Here is an 18,638-nt window from a genome sequence, read left to right on the forward strand (position 1 = left end):
CGCCGGCTTTAATCGCCGCGCCGGAAATGAACCGCCAGGAACCCGACGGCCGCGGCCAGGGCGAACATCGCCGCCGTCTTGAACACCGGGGAAAGACCGAACGCGTCGTAAATCCATCCGCCGATCGTGCCGGCCGCCAGTCCGGAAATGCCGGTCCAGACGACGGCGAACAGCGCCTGTCCGGACGCGCGGTATTCGTCGGGTACGATCGACTGGAGATAGCGAAGCGCCGTGATGTAATAGATGCCGAACGTCACGCTGTGCATGAGCTGGACAAGCACGAACAGCCAAGGCCGGTCGATGAAGCCGAGAAGGCCCATGCGGATCATATAGAACAGGCTGGCCACGGCAAGCAGCGGAAGCTCGCGGAATCGGTGGCCGTATTTCGCCAGCAGGAAGAAGATCGGAATTTCGCTGGCGGCCGAAGCGAGCCAGGCCGTGCCGATCAGCGAGTCGCTGGCGCCAAGCTCGCGCATGGCGACGGCCAGAAAGCCTTCGTTGATGCGATGGGCGACGGAGACGAGCCCGACGAGGATGAAGAAGACAAACGTCTCTTTTTTGCGCGCAATCGCGATCAGCCCGCCGAATTCGAATTTTTTGAGCGAGCTTTGAAAGTTTCCCAGCGCAAGGGACAGCGTAAGCGAACAGCAGACGGTGATCAAGCCGAGCCACAGCGTCAGCTCCGAGCCGATCGATTTGAGAACGAGGCCGAACAGCACCGCGCAGACCGCATAGCCGAGCGAACCGAACATCCGGATGGAAGCGAAGGAGCGGTTCATCCTCTCCGCCGCCAGCAGCGAGAGGCTGTCCATCATCGTGTTGACGGGCGTTTGAAAGAAATAAAAAATCCCCATCACGACGGCGATAACCGTAAATTCCCGCTGAGGCAGAAGCAGCGCAAGAGCCAGAATCTGGCCGATAAAGATCAGGTTCAGGACGAGCTTCAGATTTTGGGTCTTGTCGCTGGCGATTCCGGCGAGCAGATTGGAAAAGATCGAGAGCATCGGCCCGATGGAATAGACCGTTCCGATCTGCAGCTTCGTGAAGCCGATATCGTCGAAATACAACGGGAAAAACGAGACGACGAGCACCATGGTGGCGTAGTTTGCAAAATGCAGGCTGCGGATGACGGCAAGCTGCGCCGAGTCGGAATGAAACTTTTTCATACGCCGGCACCCTTCCCCGTAGAACGCAGATGGGCTCCCAGCCGGATATGCCGCTTGCTGCGGCGGTACAGCCACGCGAGCAGCGCCAGTTCGGCCATGATGCCGCCGGACTGGGCCAGCGCTCCAAGCGCTCCGGTCCATTCGGGCAGCGCCAGCGTCAGCGTCACGATCAGAACCAGCGTGAGCATGGCGTTCGACGTTTGCGAGCCGAACATCAGCTTGGTTTGGCCTTCGGACAGAATGATGCCGTTCAGGCTGTCGAGCCACGGAAAAATAAGCGCGTATGGAATAAAGGCGCGCAGCGCGTGGACGGACGATTCCAAAAGCCGGTCTTCGACCCCGATCACGTGAACGAGAATCCACGGCCCTAAGGGCGTGCAGGCCATAATCGAGATCAAGCTCGCCGGAATAAACGCCATCAGCAGCACGAACTTCCGGACCAGCTCGGGATGCGTCCGGTAAAATTGCAGGGAAATTTGGTGAAAATAAGAAAAAAAGCCGAGAAACATGTTCATAAAGCTGCCGGCGACGGCAAAGGAAGCGATGGCGAGCGTGCCGTGATCGGTATGGCCGAGCAGGGCGTTCATGACCGGCGGCACCCAGACGACAATCAGCGACGACATCAGGAGCGGGCTGTAGAAGCGAAGCACCTGCCTGGGCCGGCGGATTTCGCATTCGTCCGCCTCCCGCGGCAATTCCCGGGCCAGCTTGGTTCCTTCGAACCAGCTGACGGCGGCTTCGATGACCATGCCGAACACGAAGATGATGGCGCCCTGCTGCGAACTGGTCACGCCTATATGCAGCATATATTGCGACATCAGAAACATCGAGGAAAGGCGGATGACCATGCCGATCGTCAGCCAGCGCGTGCGCATTTTATATATGATGACGCCTTGATACAGGCAGCGGATACCCGAAAACACGCTCAGAAACATCAGCGCGTGGTAGACGTTCACGGCGGCGTCGGCGACTTCGGGCTCCGCGCCGTAGGCGGTGCCGAACACCCAATGGCCGGCGGGCGTGTGCGCGATGACGGCGCCGAAAGCGAGCGCGCCGCCGAACACGATAAACGCGACCTGACGGGTCGCGGCAAAGGACAGCCGGTCCCGCACGAGCGCAGAGCATGTCTCGCGAAAGAGAACGGACGGCTTCTCCGTCACGCTGAGCAGGCTCATGGCCGTCGCATAGCCGGCAAGGATCAGTTCGGGGTTGTCGGCGCGCGCGAGCGTGCCGTTGACGATGACGTGCGACAGGTTGATCAGCAAGGCCGATAATCCGAGCGGGATAAAAAAGAAAAAAAGCCGTCTCAAGGTGACAGGGGCCTGTTGCGAATTCAAGTTTGGTCATCTCCTTATCTCTACCTGTGTATTATAGCAGGTTCGGCGGGATAGGGAAGGCGTTTTCAATACATTTTCACTGGATTTCACCCATCCGAAATGATAAATTAAAGGATGATGCGCGCAAACAGGAGTTGAACATGGAACAACTTCACGACGATCGAAGCTGGGCGGATCGCCAGTTCGTCTTGAACGAGCGATTGGGCATAGCGCTGCCGAGATTGGCCGTTCCATGGGAGAGCTTGAGCCGCTTGAGGCAATCCGAGCTTCTCGAAGCCTGGGAACGGATCCGGGGTCGGATTCCCGATCGCATAATCGTTTTCGAAGAGCAAATCAGAACCCTGCAAGATCGCTTGAACGAAGAAGAAGACTTCGAGGAATCCTGCCGGCTTAACGGCGCGATCGCCGATTTGGCCAGCAGAATCAACGACTTGCATATTTGGTATCGGATGCAGCAGGATCTGGATGAAGAAACCCGACAACACAGCTGAGGTAAGCTGGCAGGTGGAGGTAGCGCCGCATGGATCAAACGTTGCTTGCCGGCCGCTCCCCTCAGGGCCCTTTTGCCCTGATGCATCGCGTCTACAAGCACATTCTTCCGGGCGTGCGGGAACAACTGAACGGCTGGCGAAGAATGGCGGAGGCGATTCCGGACGCCGAATTGCGAAAGCAGGCATTAAGCAGCATCGCTCTTAAGGAGTTCCACTGCCAGGGCGGGGCGGTATATGCCGCCGCGAACCTGGAACAGAAGGATGTGCTGATTCCGCTGATCGTCGCGCTGCAGACCATTAGCGATTATTTGGACAATCTGTGCGACAGGAGCACCTCGCTTGACGCCGACGATTTTCGGCTGCTGCACCGCAGCATGCTGGACGCGGTCACTCCCGGCGAGCCGCCCGGAAATTACTATAAGCTGCGGAACGAACAGGATGACGGAGGCTACCTTCGCGAGCTCGTGAAACGATGCCAGGCTTGCGTCTCCCGCCTTCCTTCCTACCCGCTCGTGCAGGACGAGGTCCGGGAGTTGGTGAGTCTGTACGGAGACCTCCAGGTCTACAAGCACATCGCCAAGCCCCTTCGGGAGGAGCGTCTTCTGGACTGGTGGTCCAAGCATGCCGAGCGTTACCCGGATTTGCTGTGGAACGAATTCGCGGCGGCCGCCGGATCGACGTTGGGCATGTTTATGCTGTTTCTTGCGGCCAGCGACGAGAACCTGACGCCGGAGCAGAGCGCCGGCATCCGGAATTCGTATTTTCCCGCCATCAACGGCCTGCACATTCTGCTCGATTACCTGATCGACCAGGCCGAGGACGAGCAGGGCGGGGACCTGAACTTCTGCAGCTATTACGAGAGCCAGCAGCAGATGAACGAGCGGCTGCTCCGGATGGTGCAGGCGGCAAGGTCTGCGGCGGACCGCCTTCCGTTCTCCCGGTTTCACCGGATGATCGTGGAGGGGTTGATCGCGCTCTACCTGTCCGATCCGAAAGTGCGCGGCCAGCGCGAAGTGCGGCAGACGGCCCGGCTGTTGATGAAGGGAAGTCCTTGGACAAGGGTGTTTTTCTGGCTGAACAGCCATTTCATACGCAAAGCCATGTAGCGCAGCCCGCTCATGGTTCGACGGACGCGCCCCTTAACCCATGACGGCGCAGCCGTTGCGGCAATCACCGACTATACTTGCAATGAACAAACTGAGGGGGAATCGGTACATGAGCGCAGTGAAAAAAATTGCCGTGCTGACCAGCGGCGGGGATTCGCAAGGGATGAACGCGGCCGTCAGGGCCGTCGTGCGGAGCGGATTGTACCGCGGGCTGGAAGTGTTCGGCATTCAACGCGGTTACCAGGGGCTGCTCAACGAAGATCTGCGTCCGATGGATCTGCGGAGCGTGGGCGACATCATCCAGCGCGGCGGAACGATTTTGCAGACGGCGCGCTGCAAGGAGTTCATGACGCCCGAAGGACAGCAGCGCGGCGCGGACGTGCTCCGCAAATACGGGATCGACGGGCTTGTCGTCATCGGCGGCGACGGCTCCTACCAGGGAGCGAACAAGCTGAGCAAGCTCGGCATCAAGACGATGGGCCTTCCGGGGACGATCGACAACGACATTCCGTTCACGGACTTTACGATCGGCTTCGATACGGCGGTCAGCATCGTCGTCGACGCGATCAACAAGCTCCGCGACACGATGACGTCGCATGAACGCTCGTCCGTCGTCGAGGTCATGGGCCGCCACTGCGGCGATATCGCGCTCTACGCGGGCCTGGCAAGCGGGGCGGAATCGATTCTCGTGCCGGAAGTTCCGTTCGATATCCGGGAAATCTCCCGGCGGATGAAGGAAAATTTCCAAAACGGCAAGCGGCACAGCATCATCATCGTCGCCGAGGGCGTCGGCCGGGGCGAGGACATCGCCCGCGAAATTACGGAGCACAGCGGCATCGAACCGCGCGTTACGGTGCTGGGGCATATCCAGCGCGGCGGAACGCCGACGCACAACGACCGGATTCTGGCCAGCCGGCTTGGCGATTTCGCCGTTCAGCGGCTGGTGGAAGGCGATTCCGGCAAAGCGTGCGGCATCATCAAGGGCGAATTGGTGACGACCGATATCGAAAAGGTGGTTTCGACCAAGAAAACGATTGACATGGAACTCTACAACTTGGCGCTTCGCCTTGCCCAATAACCGGGAAGAGGCCAGATCGGAGAAGCGGATATGTATTTGTACAAACTGGAGGCCGTCTTGGGCGGCCGCGGCGCCGTGACGCTCATCGTCATGGGCGAATCCGACGCCGAAGCGATGGAACAGGCCGAGGTGCATCTGGAAAAGCACTTCGTAGGCAAGCAGGATGTACGTGAACTGGTGCTGATCGAAAAGCGTCGCGCGGTCAAAGGGGCAGCTTACGTCATCGAACACGAACGGCCATGATCAAGCGGCAAAGGCTGCTCCCCGCAATCGTCATTGACGGGGGAGCAGCCTTTGTCATTCGCCGAACGCCGCGTCGGCCGTATACCGGTTGCCTGCGTTCCACAGCAGAAACTCGTTTATGCCCGAATCCTTCAGCGCTTTGATCTGGGCGGAGACTTCGGCGGCGCCGTACTTGGTGTAATGCCCTTTGCCGAGCCAACTGGCCGTGAAATCCTGAATCCACGGCCGGATGATCGGCTTGTTTGCGCCAAGCGGCTTCAGCTTTTTGTGCGTGTCGTCCATCGCCCCTTTGACGGTGGCGTACGGGGCCATGTCGGGATTTTTTTGCCCGAACCAGCCGGCGCTGTAGTGGCTGGGATAAATCATCGGGCTGATCACGTGGACGGATTCCGAGATTTTGACGAAATCCTGCCCGATGCCCTCGGCGGCGGGAACCGAAGCGGCGTATCCGAAGATGTCGACGGACACCCGGACGCCGAGCGGCGCAAGCTGCTCGCGGGCGTATTTCACAAAACCCGCCACGATGTCCGTGCGGCTTTCGTCCGTCCGCTTGAAGGTCAGGTAATCCGCCTTGTTTTCGAAGCCTTCGGGAAACCGGACGTAATCGAACTGGATTTCCTTAAAGCCGAGCTTGGCGGCTTCCTTGGCGATCGCGACGTTGTAGTCCCACACTTCCTTGTTGTACGGATTGACGAATGAATCGCCCTTGCCGTTCGCCCATACCGAACCGTCGCCTTTCCGGAACGACAATTCCGGATGCTTCTTGGCCAGGACGCTGTCCTTGAACACGACGATACGGGCGATCGGATAAATCTCGTGCCGTTTGAGCGTGGCCATCAATTGCCGGATGTCCCGAATGTAATTTTGGTCCGTGCCGAGCTTGAGCAGTTCGGGGTTGTCGGTCTTGTACGTAATATAGCCGTAATCGTCCTTGATGTCGATGACCATGGCGTTCAGCCCGGTTTTGTCGACAAGATCGAGCAGCGACGCCATTCGCTGGCCTCCCGCGCTGTGGGCGGTGACGTAAATTCCTTTGATCTTGGGCGCGTCCGGCTGAGGGTCCGCGGCCGCATCCGTCCGGCTTGGGCCGGGTGCGAAAGCGGCGGCATCCGCTCCGAAAACGGCTTGAATCGCGCGGTGCCAAAACCCGCCGTCCGGCGCCGGATGTTGCTGCGGCGCGGATAGCGCCGCCTGTAATGCCATGAACAAGGCGACAAAAACATGCATGGTACTCTCTCCCCGTAAGCTCTTTCATTCCGATTATAGCGGGGGGCCGACCGGGAGACAAAGGTTTTTTTGGAGGAGCTTGAAGAAGGATGGCGAAAACCGGACGGACGCGGCTTAGCGCCTTTGCCGGAATTCCCCGATCACATCGATGGTTTGAACGACGTTGACGAACGCTTTCGGGTCCGTATCCCTGACAAGCTTGCGCAGTTCGGCAAGCTCGTACCGGGTGGTGACCGTCATCAGCAAATCCCTTTCCGCGCTCGTAAACGCGCCCTTTGTCTTCAAAATGGTGACGCCGCGCGGAAGGCTGAGCAGCCGCTCGGCCAGCTCCTGCGTCCGGTTGGTCACGATAAAGGCCGTCACTTTGCGGTGGGGGGTATGGACGGCGTCGATCACTTTTCCCGTCACGAAGATCGACAGCATAGAATACAGGGAAACATCCACGTTCCGGCTGTAGATGCCCAACGCGGCGACGACGGCGGCGTTCAACGCGAAAATGACGATGCCGACGGGCATGTTCCGGTATCGGGAAATAATCGAGGCGATGATGTCAAAGCCGCCGGTGGAACCGCCGTACCGCAGCGAAATCGCGGTGCCGGCGCCGACCAGCGCGCCGCCGAAAACCGCGGACAGGAGCGGATCGCCGGACAGCGAACGTTCCGGGATCAACTGCATGAACAACGAGACGGCGAATACGGAAACAAGGCTGAGCAACACAAACCGTCTGCCGAGCGCCCGCCATCCCCAGAGCAGCACGGGGACATTAAACGCTAAATAGAGCCAGCCGATGTTCAGGCCCGTGATGTAGCCGACGATCATCGCGACGCCGGAGATGCCGCCGCTCAGCATTTCCTGGGGAATAAGCAGCAGCCGAAATCCGGCGGAAATGACCGCGGCGCCTGCAACCATCACTCCGGCGGCGGCCAGCCGGGACGAAGCCCGTTTCATCGCTCTAAGCACCTCCCATACCCGGATGGCATTTCCCGATGAAATTAGGCTTCCCCCAACGCTTCAAGACATGCGGTCCGTGCCCTTCGCTGGTGTTTCGTCTTGCAAGTATGCTATAATGGAATGTATATTTTTTGGGACGCCATTCAAATAAAGAAGGCCCATTACAGAAGGAGTTTGAAAACAATTTGAGTACATTTTCACAATTCGGCTTGGAGCCCGACGTGTTGCAAGCCATTTCGGAACTTGGTTATGAAGAACCGACTCCAATTCAAGCCCAAGCGATTCCGGTTGCCCTCAGCGGCAAGGATATGATCGGTCAGGCGCAAACCGGCACCGGCAAGACGGCCGCCTTCGGCATTCCGCTCGTCAGCCGGATTTCGGCGAGCGAAGACCGGATCGTTGCGCTGATTATGACCCCGACCCGGGAACTCGCGATTCAGGTCGCCGAAGAGATCGAAAAGCTCGGCCGCTTCAAAGGCCTGCGCTCCTTGGCCATTTACGGGGGACAGGACATCGGGCGGCAAATCCGCGCCCTAAAGCGCAAGCCGCAAATCATCATCGGAACGCCCGGACGGCTGCTCGACCATATCAACCGCAAGACGATCAAGCTCGACGACGTGCAGACGGTCGTGCTGGACGAAGCCGACGAAATGCTTGACATGGGCTTTATGGACGATATTCAGTCCATCCTCAAGCTTGTCCCGGAAGAGCGCCAGACGCTGCTGTTCTCGGCGACGATGCCTCCGAACATCCAAAAGCTTGCGCAGCAATTTTTGCGCGAACCCGAGCATATTTCGGTTATTCCGAAGACGCAGCAAACGAACGCTTCCATTCAGCAGTACTATATCGAGGTTCAGGAGCGGATGAAGTTTGACGGCTTGTCCCGCCTGCTCGATATGGAGCCGCCGGAGCTGGCCATTATTTTCGGCCGCACGAAGCGCCGCGTGGCGGAACTGTCGGAGGCGCTCATGAAACGCGGATACGCGGCGGACGGCCTCCACGGGGACCTGTCGCAAAATCAGCGCGATGCCGTCATGCGCAAGTTCCGCGACGGCAGCATCGACATGCTGGTCGCGACCGATGTCGCCGCGCGCGGACTCGACATTTCCGGCGTCACGCATGTCATCAACTTCGACTTGCCGCAGGACCCGGAAAGCTACGTTCACCGGATCGGCCGCACCGGCCGCGCCGGCAAGGAAGGAACCTCCTGGACGTTCGTGACGCCTCGCGAGACCGAGCATCTGCACTTTATCGAACGGGTTAATCGCATCCGCATTACCAAAAAGCCGCTGCCGACCGCCGCGGAAGCGATGGAAGGCAAGCAGCGGGTCATTGCCAACCGTCTGGTCGAAGCGCTTGGCAAAGAGGAAGACATCGCTTCGTTCAAATGGATGGCCACGCAGCTTCTGGAGCAGCACGACTCCGTCCAACTGCTCGCGGCGGCGTTGAAGCTGCTTGCGGGGGACAAGAAGGACGTCGAAATCCACCTTACGCCGGAAGATCCGATCCGCACCAAGAAGCGGAGATTCGACGGCCGCGGCGGCTACGGCGGGGGCGGCGAAGGACGCCGCTACAACAACGGTTCGGGCGGAGGCCGCAGCGGCGGCTGGCGCCAGGGCGGCGGCTCTTACCGCGGCGGCAGCCAGGGGCACGGCGGCAACCGCAGACCTTACCGCGACGGCGGCAGCCACGGCGGCGGCCGGAGCTGGCGCGACGACGATGCTTACCGCGACGGCATGCCTCGCGGCAGACGCGGCGAACACCGCGACGATTCCCGCGGCGCGCGTTCGCACAGCGAGGATTTCGTGAACATCTAACCGAACGCGGTTCGAACGCGTCCGGCGCGTTCGAACCCCTTTCTAACCAAGTCATCTGGGAGGAAATCCTATGGAAATGCGGGGCATGATGGGCGGTTTTTACAAGATTTCCGAGTGGATTATGCGTTTGTCCGTGACCAATCTGCTGTGGATCGTTTGTTCCCTGCCGATCTGGTATTTGTTGCTGGTGCTTCTGGCATCGCCGACGACGGAACATTTTATTTCGACCATGATCCTGATCGCCATCCTGCTCCCGTTCATCTTTTTTCCGGCGACCTCGGCCATGTTCTCGGTCGCCCGGAAATGGGTGATGGGGGACACGGACGCTCCGTTGTTCAAAACGTTTTTCCGCAGCTACAAGCAAAATTACCTTCAGGCGATGCTGGGCGGACTGTTGTACGCCGCGCTGTTTTTCGTCCTGATCGTCGACTACCAGGTTTATTTGCGGAACTTGAAGGGCTTCGGCGTGCTTGCCATCTTGTTCCTGGCCATGATGGTTCTGCTTACCGTTTCGTTGTTTCAGTTTTTCTCGCTTCTGTCCCACTTTCATATGAAAACGTTTCAATTGCTGAAAAACGCCCTGATCCTGACGATCGGCCGGCCGCTGCGCTCGCTGTCCACCGCGATCATCAGCGCATTCGTGCTTTATCTCAGCTTTTTTCAATTCACCTTTCTGATTCCGTTCTTTATGGGCAGCATCATCGCCGTCGTCGCCTTCTTCAATTTTTATCAAACGATCCAGAAGATGCAGGAGAAAGCGGAGCAGGCAAGGAGCGAGGAGAAGCTGCCGATCGACGAATCGGAAACGAAGGACGAAGAGAGAAAAGACCGGTAATCGGACAGCGCCCAGATGTCCCGGGTTTACATTTGAGCGGCGCATGTTTATAATGGGAGTACTTCCTGCGATGTTCGTTACGGCGATAACTGTTTTGAACCAATGCTGTTTCAAAGGGAGTCCTACATAGCCGAGCGGCTGGCATGCCCCCTAAAGGGGACGTCAAAAACTCAGGCTGCGGACACCCACCTGCGAGTGCGGGTTCAGAAACATGCACGTCGAACGGCATAGGCGGGTTTCTCATCCCCATACGTTTTTCGACCCGGGACAGGTGTGGTATGATTATTAGTAGCGCATTTGGCACCCGGAGGGAGAGAGTGTATTGCTGAAGCGAATACTCATCGGATTGGTGAAAAGCCAGGAGCATACGGGCGACAAAGCCAAGGATCCGAAATTGAAATCCCATTATTATCGTTTGTCAAAGGACCGCGCATGGGAAGAGATCGGTTCGATCTTAAAGAAAATGCAAGGCTATCGCGTGCTGCATGAAGTGCCGACCATCGGCGAGATCGTCATGGAGAAACGCACGATATCCGGGCGGACGATGGACATAACGGTTCAGATTGTGGGAACCGGCCCCGGCACCTCCGCGGTCGACATTTATTCGGCTTCCCGCGGGTCGCTTGGCGACCTGGGCGCCAACTACCGGGTTATCCAGGAGATTTACGCGGTGCTGGACAAGAAGCTGGCTGCGTACAAGCATTAAGCGACAGCGATAATAAAGCGAGGAAGGCGCAGGGCCTGCCTCGCTTTTATTGTGTCGGTCCGAAATTTGCGCGTTACAGCAAGCTTTTGACGGCTGCGACGGCGGCTTCGTAATTCGGATGCTCCGTCATTTCCTTCAACACTTCGATATACGTGATTTTGTCGTTCTTGTCCAGGACGAAGATAGAGCGGAGATCGAGTTGAAACTCTTTGATCAGTACGCCGTATGCAATACCAAAGTTGCGGTCTTTGTAGTCGGACAGCATGACGACGCGGTCTACCCCTGCGGCTCCGCACCAGCGGGCCTGCGCGAACGGAAGGTCGACGCTGACCGTAAGCACGACGACGTCGTCGCCAAGCTTGGAAGCCTCTTCGTTGAAGCGGCGGGTTTGCGCGTCGCACACGCCCGTATCGATGGACGGGACAACGCTGATCAGCTTGACTTTGCCGGCAAAATCCTTGAGGGAAACGGTTTCCAGCAGGTTTTTGTTCAAGACGAAATCGGGAGCCTGGTCGCCCACCTTCAGTTCGGGTCCGATCAGGGTAATCGGGTTGCCTTTGAACGTGGCGGCGCCTGTACGTTCTTGACTCATGTTCGGAATGACCTCCTTATGGGTTGGAGCCGGATGTCTCCGGCGCCCGGCTTTTGTTGACTGCCGAAATTTATTATAATCGTTGAGAAACAAGGTTGTCCAATCTGTGGAAAAAGGGCGCCGCACAGAAAAGGGAGGCGATTCGCTTGCTATTTATCCGGTACGAGAGCTTTCGGCAGTATATTCGCCTGTACCCGGTCAATACGGCGCTGATGGCCGTCTGCATCGCCGTGTTCCTCGTCATGGTGGCGACCGGAGGGACGGGGGCCTACCGATTGATCGACTTCGGCGCTTTGACCAACGTCGAAGGGCTGAATCAGGTGTGGCGTTTTATTACGGCGCTGTTTGTGCACGGCGGCTGGTCGCATCTGCTGTTCAACATGTTCGCGTTGTTCGTGTTCGCGCCGCCGCTTGAACGAATATTCGGACATGTCCGCTATGCGGTGTTTTACATCGTCTCCGGCATGCTCGGCAATCTGGCGGCCGTGCTGACGGCGGACCGCGAGTTCTGGATTGGCGTAGGGGCCTCAAGCGCCATATACGGCGTTTACGGGGCGTATTTGTATATGACCGTATTCCAGCGCCACCTGCTCGATCAGGCGTCGCGCACGACCGTTTACGCCATTCTGGTCATGGGGTTGATTCATTCCTTTATCGTTCCGAATATCGGCTATTGGGCGCATATCGGAGGACTTGCGGCCGGATTTGTTCTCTACAGGATCATGGGGGGCAGCATCGCCCGTTAGGCGGCTTCAGTCGGAGCGAACAGACGACAGTCCTGCGGAAGGAGTTTGACAACAGGTGGAACTGCGACAACTGCAGTATTTTGTCCGTGTAGCCAGGCTGCAGCACGTTACGAAAGCGGCAGAAGAGCTTCATGTGGCACAATCGGCGGTAAGCCGGCAAATTCACCGATTGGAGGAAGAATTGGGGGTCCGGCTGTTTGTTCAGCGCGGGCGCAACGTGCAGCTGACGCCGGTCGGCCAGTTGTTTCTCAAGCGCGCCGAGTCGATCTTGCACGCCCTGGATAACGCCGTAAACGAAATTCACGAGTTTCTGGACCCGGAGGCCGGCGAAATCCGTCTCGGCTTTCCGCACAGCCTCGGCATTTTGTTGATTCCCCAGGTGATCGCCGCGTTCCGGAAAGTTCACCCGCAGGTCAAATTCCGATTCCGCCAAGGCATGTACGCGTCGCTGATCCGCGACGTCACCGAAGCGGAAGTCGATCTGGCGTTTATTTCCCCGTTTCCGGAAAATAACGACGCGGTGACCGGAGATATCGTCCTTACCGAAGAGCTGTTTGCGATCCTGCCGCAAAACCATCCGCTCGCCGGCGAAAAGTCGATTCATCTGAAGCAGCTTAAAGACGACACGTTCGTTCTCTTCAGCGCGCCGTACTCCTTGCGGCCGATCGTTTGGGAAGCCTGCAAAACGGCGGGCTTTCTCCCCCGCATCGGCTTCGAAGGCGAGGAAACCGACACGATCCGGGGGCTCGTCGCGGCCGGAATGGGCGTCAGCTTGCTGCCGGAGATGGCGCTCCACCATACGGGGACGATGATGCCGGCGGTCGTCAAAATCGAAGAGCCGCGCGTCACGCGGACGATCGGCCTCATCCGGCGGGCGGGCGAGAAGCCGGCGCCGGTCGTCAAGATGTTTCACCACTTCGTGCTCGAGTATTTTCGCTGCCAGAACCAGAACATGAAGCAGGCGGGGGCCGACCACGGCCATGAAACCAAATAAAAAACGTCAGGGGCGCTTGCGAAATGCGCTCCTGACGTTTTATTGGGCCGTTCCGACGGCGCAATCGGCTTACTCGCGGCTGTTGACAAACGCCAAGACGAGGCGGATGAGCTCCAGAAGCGAGATCAGCGCGGCGGCGACATAGGTCAGCGCGGCGGCGTTCAGCACTTTCGCGACCCCGCGCTCCTCGGTGCCGGAGATGAAGCCTTCGGCGACCATCAAATTGCGGGCTCTGGAGCTGGCGTTGAACTCGACGGGAAGCGTGACGAGCTGGAACGCCACTGCGGCCGAGAAGAAGATGATGCCCAGTCCGACAAGATTCAGCATGCCGAACAGGAAGCCGGCCAGAAGCAGGAACGGCGCGATTCCGGACGCGAAGTTGACGATCGGGAACATCCGGTGGCGAAGCACCAGCGCCGGATAGTGTTCCTTGTGCTGAATGGCGTGGCCGACCTCGTGGCAGGCGACGGAAATGGCGGCGATGGAGCTTTCGTAGTAAACGGGCTCCGACAGTCGGACGACCCGCTGAATCGGATCGTAATGGTCCGACAGCTTGCCGGGCACCGGCTCGATCGGCACGTCGTGCAGACCGTTGCGGTCCAGCATCCTTCTTGCGGCTTCATAGCCGGTCATGCCGCTGCTTGCCCGCACTTCGGAGAAGCGGTTAAACGTTCCGCTGACGCGGAATTGGGCCCAAAGCGACAGCAGAAAAGCGATGCCGATGGGGATGTACATCCAGTTCGAATTCATGCGGATCCCTCCAATACAATGCTTACATTAGATTGCTCTTGCTCAGCAGAAGCAGCAGCGCTTCGATGCAGGCGGCCATCTGCGGAGAGAGGGTGCGGTACAACCGTTTCGCCTGCTGAGGCTTCAACTGTTCCAGCACGGGCTCGAGCTCCTTGACCTCGCGTTCCAGCCGCACGAGATGCTCCTGCAAGTCCGCGAGCTTGCGGGTCACCTGTTCGTCGGGCGTAACCCGGTTCAGCGCCGCGAACTTCTCCTTGATCTCTTCCAGCGTGAACTTTTGCGCCTTCAATTGCTCAATACGGCGAATCCGCTCCAAGGTTTCATCGTCGTACAGGCGATAATTTCCCTCCGACCGTTTGACGGGGGACAGAAGCCCCAAACCGGTGTAGTAGTCGATGGTCCGGGGACTGACGCCGGCAAGCCGAGCCAATTCCCCGATTCGGTACATGCGTTTTGTCTCGGACGTTCCGTGACGCATAGCAGCCACCTTCTTCTTCATTAAACATCCTTTATTATTCCTTATCTATAGTTATCATACCGATTCAGAACCATACAGTCAAACGTGATGCTTTGTTCGCATGGGCCGTCTTGCCATCCCCATTAAGCGTCAATTTTATGTAAGATTTCTTCATCAACCTCCTTTTTGTGAAAAGTCGCCAAAGAAACGGACGAGGACCAAATCCTTATCCGCCGCTGAAAATCCGTGAGAAATCGGCCTGATTCCTAACATTCAAGCGCTTGTCCGTTTTTAATGTTAGGTATTTTTTCGTTTTTTATTCACAATCGTGAAGAATTCGTATTGTCAAACCGTGAACTTCTGACTATAATGGCACTAAGCCTTTCTTGAAATGTTATGAAATATTACAATTGGGGAGTGGTCCGCAATGATTAAGAAAAGTTTGTTGGCAATCGGAGCTCTGCTCTTGCTTTTCCCGACCATGGCATTCGCAGCGGACGGGGAACCGCCGTCGTCGTCGATGGGACTTAACGCGCTGTGGGTGATGATCGCCGCCATACTTGTTTTGCTCATGCAAGGCGGATTTATATTGCTCGAAACCGGTTCTACCCGGATGAAGAACGCGGGACACGTCGCAGGCAAAACGATCTTCACGGTGGGGCTTTGTTCCCTGGTTTACTGGGCCGTCGGTTACGGCTTCGCGTTCGGCCCGAACGCAGGCGACGGATTGAACGCATTCATCGGGTTCGGCGATTTCTTCTTTAATCCCGCCATCGCCGCCGGTCCGGACGATGCTTACCCGGCGACGAACTTCTTCGTGTTCCAGCTGGCCTTTGCGGCCGTATCGCTTTCCATCGCGTGGGGCGGCTTTGCGGAACGCGCCAAGCTTTCGGTCTATCTCATCTTTACGTTCATTTTTGCGGGCTTGATTTATCCGATTATCGCGCACTGGATTTGGGGAGGCGGCTGGCTGGCCGAAGACGGCGCGCAAGACTTTGCCGGTTCCACGGTCGTGCACCTGACCGGCGCAATGGCTGCGCTCGCGGCGACGATCCTGCTGAAACCGCGCATCGGCAAATACAACAAGGACGGCTCCGCGAACGAGATTCTCGGCCACAACCAAGTTTTCACCTCGCTTGCGGTTCTGCTTCTGTGGGTCGGCTGGTTCGGCTTTAACGCCGGTTCCACGCTCGCGGTTGGAGACGGCTTCTTCGGTTATGTCGCGTTCACCACGCAGCTCGGCGCCGCCGGCGGCGCGGTAGCGGCCCTGCTGATTTCCTGGCTCGTGAAAGGCAAGGCGGATATCGGCGTCACGCTGAACGGCGCGCTGGCGGGTCTGGTGGCCATCACCGCTTCCTGCGCGTTCGTCGAACCTTGGGCGGCCGTCGTCATCGGTTTGATCGCCGGTTTGCTCGTTTTCTTCAGCATGGCGTTTTTCGAAAAGATCCGGGTGGACGATCCGATTGCGGCCATGTCGGTGCACGGCGCGGCAGGAATCTGGGGAACGCTGGCGAATGGTTTCTTTGCCACCCCCGAGCTTGTCGAGAAAGTCGGCGTAGGCAAAGCCGGCTTGTTCTACGGCGGCGGCTTCGAACAATTGTGGGTGCAAATCGTGTCGTTTGTCGTATGCGGCGCCTTCGCCTTCGCCGCTTCGTTCGTGGTCCTCTGGATCGTCAAGCAAGTCATCGGATTGCGCGTGACGGAAGAGCAAGAAATTCTGGGTCTGGACCTCAGCGAACACGGCAACTACGGCTATCCGGAAGTATTGAAAAAACCAGGCACGACGTCGGTTTGATCGCGCGTTCGATGATCCTCTTACCGGCGTGACGACAGGAGGGAAGAAGCCGCATGTCCAGTCTCCACAGGCAGGAGCGGTTGCTTGACATCGCTGGCGCCGGAAATCCGGAAGAGCTGAGAAAATTGCGGGAAGAGGAGCAGAACCGCCTGGCTTCGGTTCTCTCCTCTTCTCCGGTGATCCAAGTCATCGAAGAATTGAACGAGCTTCACGACGCTGTCATCGTCAGGATTCTGGAGCTCGCGGAAATCGAACTGGCACGGTCGGGGTTCGGCAAGCCCCCCGTGCCTTACGCATACTTGCTCTTCGGAAGCGGCGGCAGGAGCGAGCAGACGATGAGCAGCGACCAGGACAGCGGCATCGTGTACGGCGTCCCGGAAAACGGCGCGGAGGCGGAGCGCTGCTGCCGCTATTTCCGGAGCTTGGGCCGGCTGGTTGTGGAGCGGCTGGTCGAAACGGGCTACCCTCCCTGCGAAGGGAACGTCATCGCTTCCAACCCGGACTGGTGCCTGTCGATCGCCGATTGGGAGCAAAAGCTTGACGGCTGGTTCAATGAGCCGAGCTGGGAGCACGTGCGCTATCTGCTGATCGTTGCGGACGGACGCTTCGTCTACGGGGATGCGGAGCTTGCGGCAAGGTGGAAGCAGCGCTTTTACCGGGACGTTCTCCATCAACCCGTCATTGCGCAGCGCATGATGGAGAACACCTTGCGACATAAGGTGCTGATCGGCGTCTTCGGCCAGCTCCTCACGGAAAGCTACGGCGAAAGCGCGGGAAGCCTCGACATCAAGTACGGGGCTTACATTCCGATGGTGAACGTATTCCGCTTGCTGGCCGTTCAAGCCGGCATCCGCGAGACGAGCACGTTCGGCCGAATCCGGGCGCTGCGGGAAGCGGGGAAGCTTGCGGAACAAGAAGCGCAGGAGGCGTCCGAAGCGTTTGCGCTTTTTCTCCGGCTCCGCCTGATGTCGATGACGAAGATCGAAAACGGCCAATGGGTCGGCACCGGCAAGCTGCCGGTCAAACAGCTTTCCCACGAATGGATCAAGCCTTTGAAGAAGGCGCTAAGGCTTGGCCGCAAGCTGCAGCGCCAGCTGGAAAAAGGGATTCGTGACCGCTTCGGCGGGAGGTGAACAACGTGAAAGAGCCCAAAAGTCCCATGGGCCGCATGTGGCATTTGTATAAAATGGGCGGCATTACGCCGGCGATCGCATCCATGCTCGGTTCAAGCCACGCGCAGCAGATGGCGTTTATCCGTTCTATCTCGCGCGAACAGCGCAAGGAATCCGTGCTGGACACGCCGCTCGAGGAATTGGAGACCGTCGTGTTCGATTTGGAAACGACGGGCTTTCATCCTTATAACGGGGACGAAATTCTGTCGATCGGAGGCGTTCTGACGAAGGGAAGGGAGCTGCAGGACGCGGAACCTTTCTACACGCTTGTCAATCCGAAACGCAAAATCCCCCGCCATATTACCGAACTGACCGGCATTACGAACGAAATGGCGGAATCCGCTCCTGATCTCGTGCAGGCGCTGCACGATTTTATGGATTTTGCGGGCAAGCGCTTGCTGATCGCTCACGGGAGCGGGCACGACAAGCAATTTTTGAATGCCGCGCTGTGGAAAACGTCCAAAATCCAACTGACCCATCGGGTGCTGGACACGATGATGATCGCCAAATGGCTGGAACCGAAACGCATAAGCTACGGCCTGGACGAGCTGCTCGAAGCCTACGGGATCGAAGTGACCGTTCGCCACCACGCGCTCCACGATTCGCTGATGACCGCCAAGCTGTGGTTTCGTTTTCTCGAAATCATCCGCCGCAAGCAAGTCGTAACGCTTGGCGACCTTTACGCTTATTTGAGCCGGCATTGAATCCGGCCTTATCCGGGGAATCAAGGCACGACGACAAGTTCAACCGGCCTCAAGCGGCCGGCTTGATCCCTGACGTATACATGCAAGCTCGCCTGTCCGCCTTGAAGGGCTACAATCCAATAGCTTCCCCAGCCGTCCCAACCCAAGCGGTCCGCCAAGCTTGGCGACGGGGCGCCTTGAGGATGGGAATGAAAAAGGCCGACGATGTTCCGTTGGTTTTTTTGCGTTTGGCCATACGTTTTGGCCCAATCGTCCGGATCGAACCGGAACGCGCGCTCGGGCGAACCGGCGGCATTGCGAACGAGCGCGTACCCGCTCGCGACAACCCGGCCGGGTGCGAAGTCCCCCAGCATGACGCCGCATGCTTCGTACGGCGCTCTGGCCAGGCAATCCCGGACAAGGGCGAACCGGGTCGCTTCGTTCAGGAATCCGTATCGAATATCGCACATAGGACCGCCCCCCGCTTATCAG

The 18,638-nt window shown here is 58.2% G+C and carries 20 protein-coding genes and 1 other RNA gene; 13 read left to right on the forward strand and 8 right to left on the reverse strand.

All coding sequences use genetic code 11. The features are described from left to right. Positions 1-8 precede the first annotated feature (8 nt). Both F560_RS0104090 and F560_RS0104095 read right to left on the reverse strand, forming a co-directional pair. Positions 9-1,166 carry an MFS transporter gene (locus F560_RS0104090; protein WP_019004441.1) on the reverse strand — a complete coding sequence of 386 codons (1,158 nt, stop codon included), beginning with the start codon at positions 1,164-1,166 and terminating at the stop codon, positions 9-11. Next, a complete protein-coding gene (locus tag F560_RS0104095) occupies positions 1,163-2,503 on the reverse strand; it encodes a hypothetical protein (protein WP_019004442.1) in 1,341 nt (446 codons plus the stop codon). Before F560_RS0104095 ends, F560_RS0104090 begins: the two co-directional genes overlap by 4 nt. A 140-nt stretch (positions 2,504-2,643) precedes the next feature. On the opposite strand from F560_RS0104095, the gene F560_RS0104100 reads away from it, so the two are divergent. From F560_RS0104100 to F560_RS0104115, 4 genes are all read left to right on the forward strand, one after another. After that, on the forward strand, positions 2,644-2,994 hold the full coding sequence (locus F560_RS0104100) for a hypothetical protein (protein WP_019004443.1): 351 nt from the start codon (positions 2,644-2,646) through the stop codon (positions 2,992-2,994). 29 nt (positions 2,995-3,023) lie between these two features. Then, positions 3,024-4,100: a tetraprenyl-beta-curcumene synthase family protein gene (locus F560_RS0104105; RefSeq protein ID WP_019004444.1), complete on the forward strand. Its 1,077-nt coding sequence runs from the start codon at positions 3,024-3,026 to the stop codon at positions 4,098-4,100. 109 nt (positions 4,101-4,209) lie between these two features. Continuing rightward, complete coding sequence (gene pfkA, locus F560_RS0104110; RefSeq protein ID WP_019004445.1) at positions 4,210-5,178, forward strand: 6-phosphofructokinase; 969 nt, start codon at positions 4,210-4,212, stop codon at positions 5,176-5,178. Between the two features lie 30 nt (positions 5,179-5,208). Then, complete coding sequence (locus F560_RS0104115; RefSeq protein ID WP_019004446.1) at positions 5,209-5,421, forward strand: DUF3906 family protein; 213 nt, start codon at positions 5,209-5,211, stop codon at positions 5,419-5,421. A gap of 54 nt (positions 5,422-5,475) precedes the next feature. Here F560_RS0104115 and F560_RS0104120 read toward each other — a convergent pair whose 3' ends face one another. After that, positions 5,476-6,648 carry a putative glycoside hydrolase gene (locus F560_RS0104120; protein WP_019004447.1) on the reverse strand — a complete coding sequence of 391 codons (1,173 nt, stop codon included), beginning with the start codon at positions 6,646-6,648 and terminating at the stop codon, positions 5,476-5,478. A gap of 114 nt (positions 6,649-6,762) precedes the next feature. Beyond that, the gene (locus tag F560_RS0104125; protein ID WP_019004448.1) at positions 6,763-7,596 is read right to left on the reverse strand and encodes a YitT family protein; all 834 of its coding nucleotides are present in this window, start codon (positions 7,594-7,596) and stop codon (positions 6,763-6,765) included. 188 nt (positions 7,597-7,784) lie between these two features. On the opposite strand from F560_RS0104125, the gene cshA reads away from it, so the two are divergent. From cshA to F560_RS0104140, 4 genes are all read left to right on the forward strand, one after another. Further along, positions 7,785-9,416, forward strand: a complete 1,632-nt coding sequence (cshA, locus tag F560_RS0104130; RefSeq protein ID WP_026298083.1) for a degradosome RNA helicase CshA — start codon at positions 7,785-7,787, stop codon at positions 9,414-9,416. Positions 9,417-9,486: 70 nt separating this feature from the next. Continuing rightward, positions 9,487-10,251, forward strand: coding sequence for a YesL family protein (locus tag F560_RS0104135; protein WP_019004450.1), 765 nt, complete (start codon positions 9,487-9,489; stop codon positions 10,249-10,251). Between the two features lie 59 nt (positions 10,252-10,310). Beyond that, a non-coding RNA gene (ssrS, locus tag F560_RS24845) (6S RNA) lies at positions 10,311-10,493 on the forward strand. 80 nt (positions 10,494-10,573) lie between these two features. Next, positions 10,574-10,957 (forward strand): DUF1499 domain-containing protein, encoded by a 384-nt coding sequence (locus F560_RS0104140; protein WP_019004451.1) that lies wholly within the window; start codon positions 10,574-10,576, stop codon positions 10,955-10,957. Between the two features lie 73 nt (positions 10,958-11,030). Here the strand turns inward: F560_RS0104140 and tpx are convergent, their stop codons facing one another. After that, the gene (gene tpx / locus F560_RS0104145) at positions 11,031-11,549 is read right to left on the reverse strand and encodes a thiol peroxidase (RefSeq protein ID WP_019004452.1); all 519 of its coding nucleotides are present in this window, start codon (positions 11,547-11,549) and stop codon (positions 11,031-11,033) included. Positions 11,550-11,695: 146 nt separating this feature from the next. Here tpx and F560_RS0104150 point away from each other — a divergent pair, with 146 nt between their 5' ends. Together F560_RS0104150 and gltC are read left to right on the forward strand one after the other, a co-directional pair. After that, entirely contained in the window at positions 11,696-12,295 is a 600-nt protein-coding gene (locus tag F560_RS0104150; RefSeq protein WP_019004453.1) for a rhomboid family intramembrane serine protease, read from the forward strand. Positions 12,296-12,350: 55 nt separating this feature from the next. Beyond that, the gene (gltC, locus tag F560_RS0104155; protein WP_019004454.1) at positions 12,351-13,289 is read left to right on the forward strand and encodes a glutamate biosynthesis transcriptional regulator GltC; all 939 of its coding nucleotides are present in this window, start codon (positions 12,351-12,353) and stop codon (positions 13,287-13,289) included. 69 nt (positions 13,290-13,358) lie between these two features. Here the strand turns inward: gltC and F560_RS0104160 are convergent, their stop codons facing one another. Beyond that, the gene (locus F560_RS0104160) at positions 13,359-14,039 is read right to left on the reverse strand and encodes a zinc metallopeptidase (protein WP_019004455.1); all 681 of its coding nucleotides are present in this window, start codon (positions 14,037-14,039) and stop codon (positions 13,359-13,361) included. 22 nt (positions 14,040-14,061) lie between these two features. After that, the gene (locus F560_RS0104165; RefSeq protein WP_019004456.1) at positions 14,062-14,517 is read right to left on the reverse strand and encodes a MerR family transcriptional regulator; all 456 of its coding nucleotides are present in this window, start codon (positions 14,515-14,517) and stop codon (positions 14,062-14,064) included. Positions 14,518-14,923: 406 nt separating this feature from the next. Between F560_RS0104165 and F560_RS0104170 the strand changes: the two genes are divergently transcribed. Genes F560_RS0104170 through F560_RS0104180 form a run of 3 tightly spaced genes read left to right on the forward strand, consistent with a single transcriptional unit; the run spans position 14,924 to position 18,167 of the window. Then, complete coding sequence (locus F560_RS0104170) at positions 14,924-16,291, forward strand: ammonium transporter (protein ID WP_019004457.1); 1,368 nt, start codon at positions 14,924-14,926, stop codon at positions 16,289-16,291. A gap of 53 nt (positions 16,292-16,344) precedes the next feature. After that, positions 16,345-17,424 (forward strand): DUF294 nucleotidyltransferase-like domain-containing protein, encoded by a 1,080-nt coding sequence (locus tag F560_RS0104175; protein ID WP_019004458.1) that lies wholly within the window; start codon positions 16,345-16,347, stop codon positions 17,422-17,424. A 5-nt stretch (positions 17,425-17,429) separates the two neighbouring features. Then, entirely contained in the window at positions 17,430-18,167 is a 738-nt protein-coding gene (locus F560_RS0104180; RefSeq protein ID WP_019004459.1) for an exonuclease domain-containing protein, read from the forward strand. A gap of 20 nt (positions 18,168-18,187) precedes the next feature. Here F560_RS0104180 and F560_RS22440 read toward each other — a convergent pair whose 3' ends face one another. After that, the gene (locus F560_RS22440; protein WP_019004460.1) at positions 18,188-18,616 is read right to left on the reverse strand and encodes a M67 family metallopeptidase; all 429 of its coding nucleotides are present in this window, start codon (positions 18,614-18,616) and stop codon (positions 18,188-18,190) included. Between the last annotated feature and the right edge of the window lie 22 nt (positions 18,617-18,638).

It is taken from the genome of Cohnella laeviribosi DSM 21336 (genome assembly GCF_000378425.1).
Classification (GTDB): Bacteria; Bacillota; Bacilli; order Paenibacillales; family Paenibacillaceae; genus Cohnella; species Cohnella laeviribosi.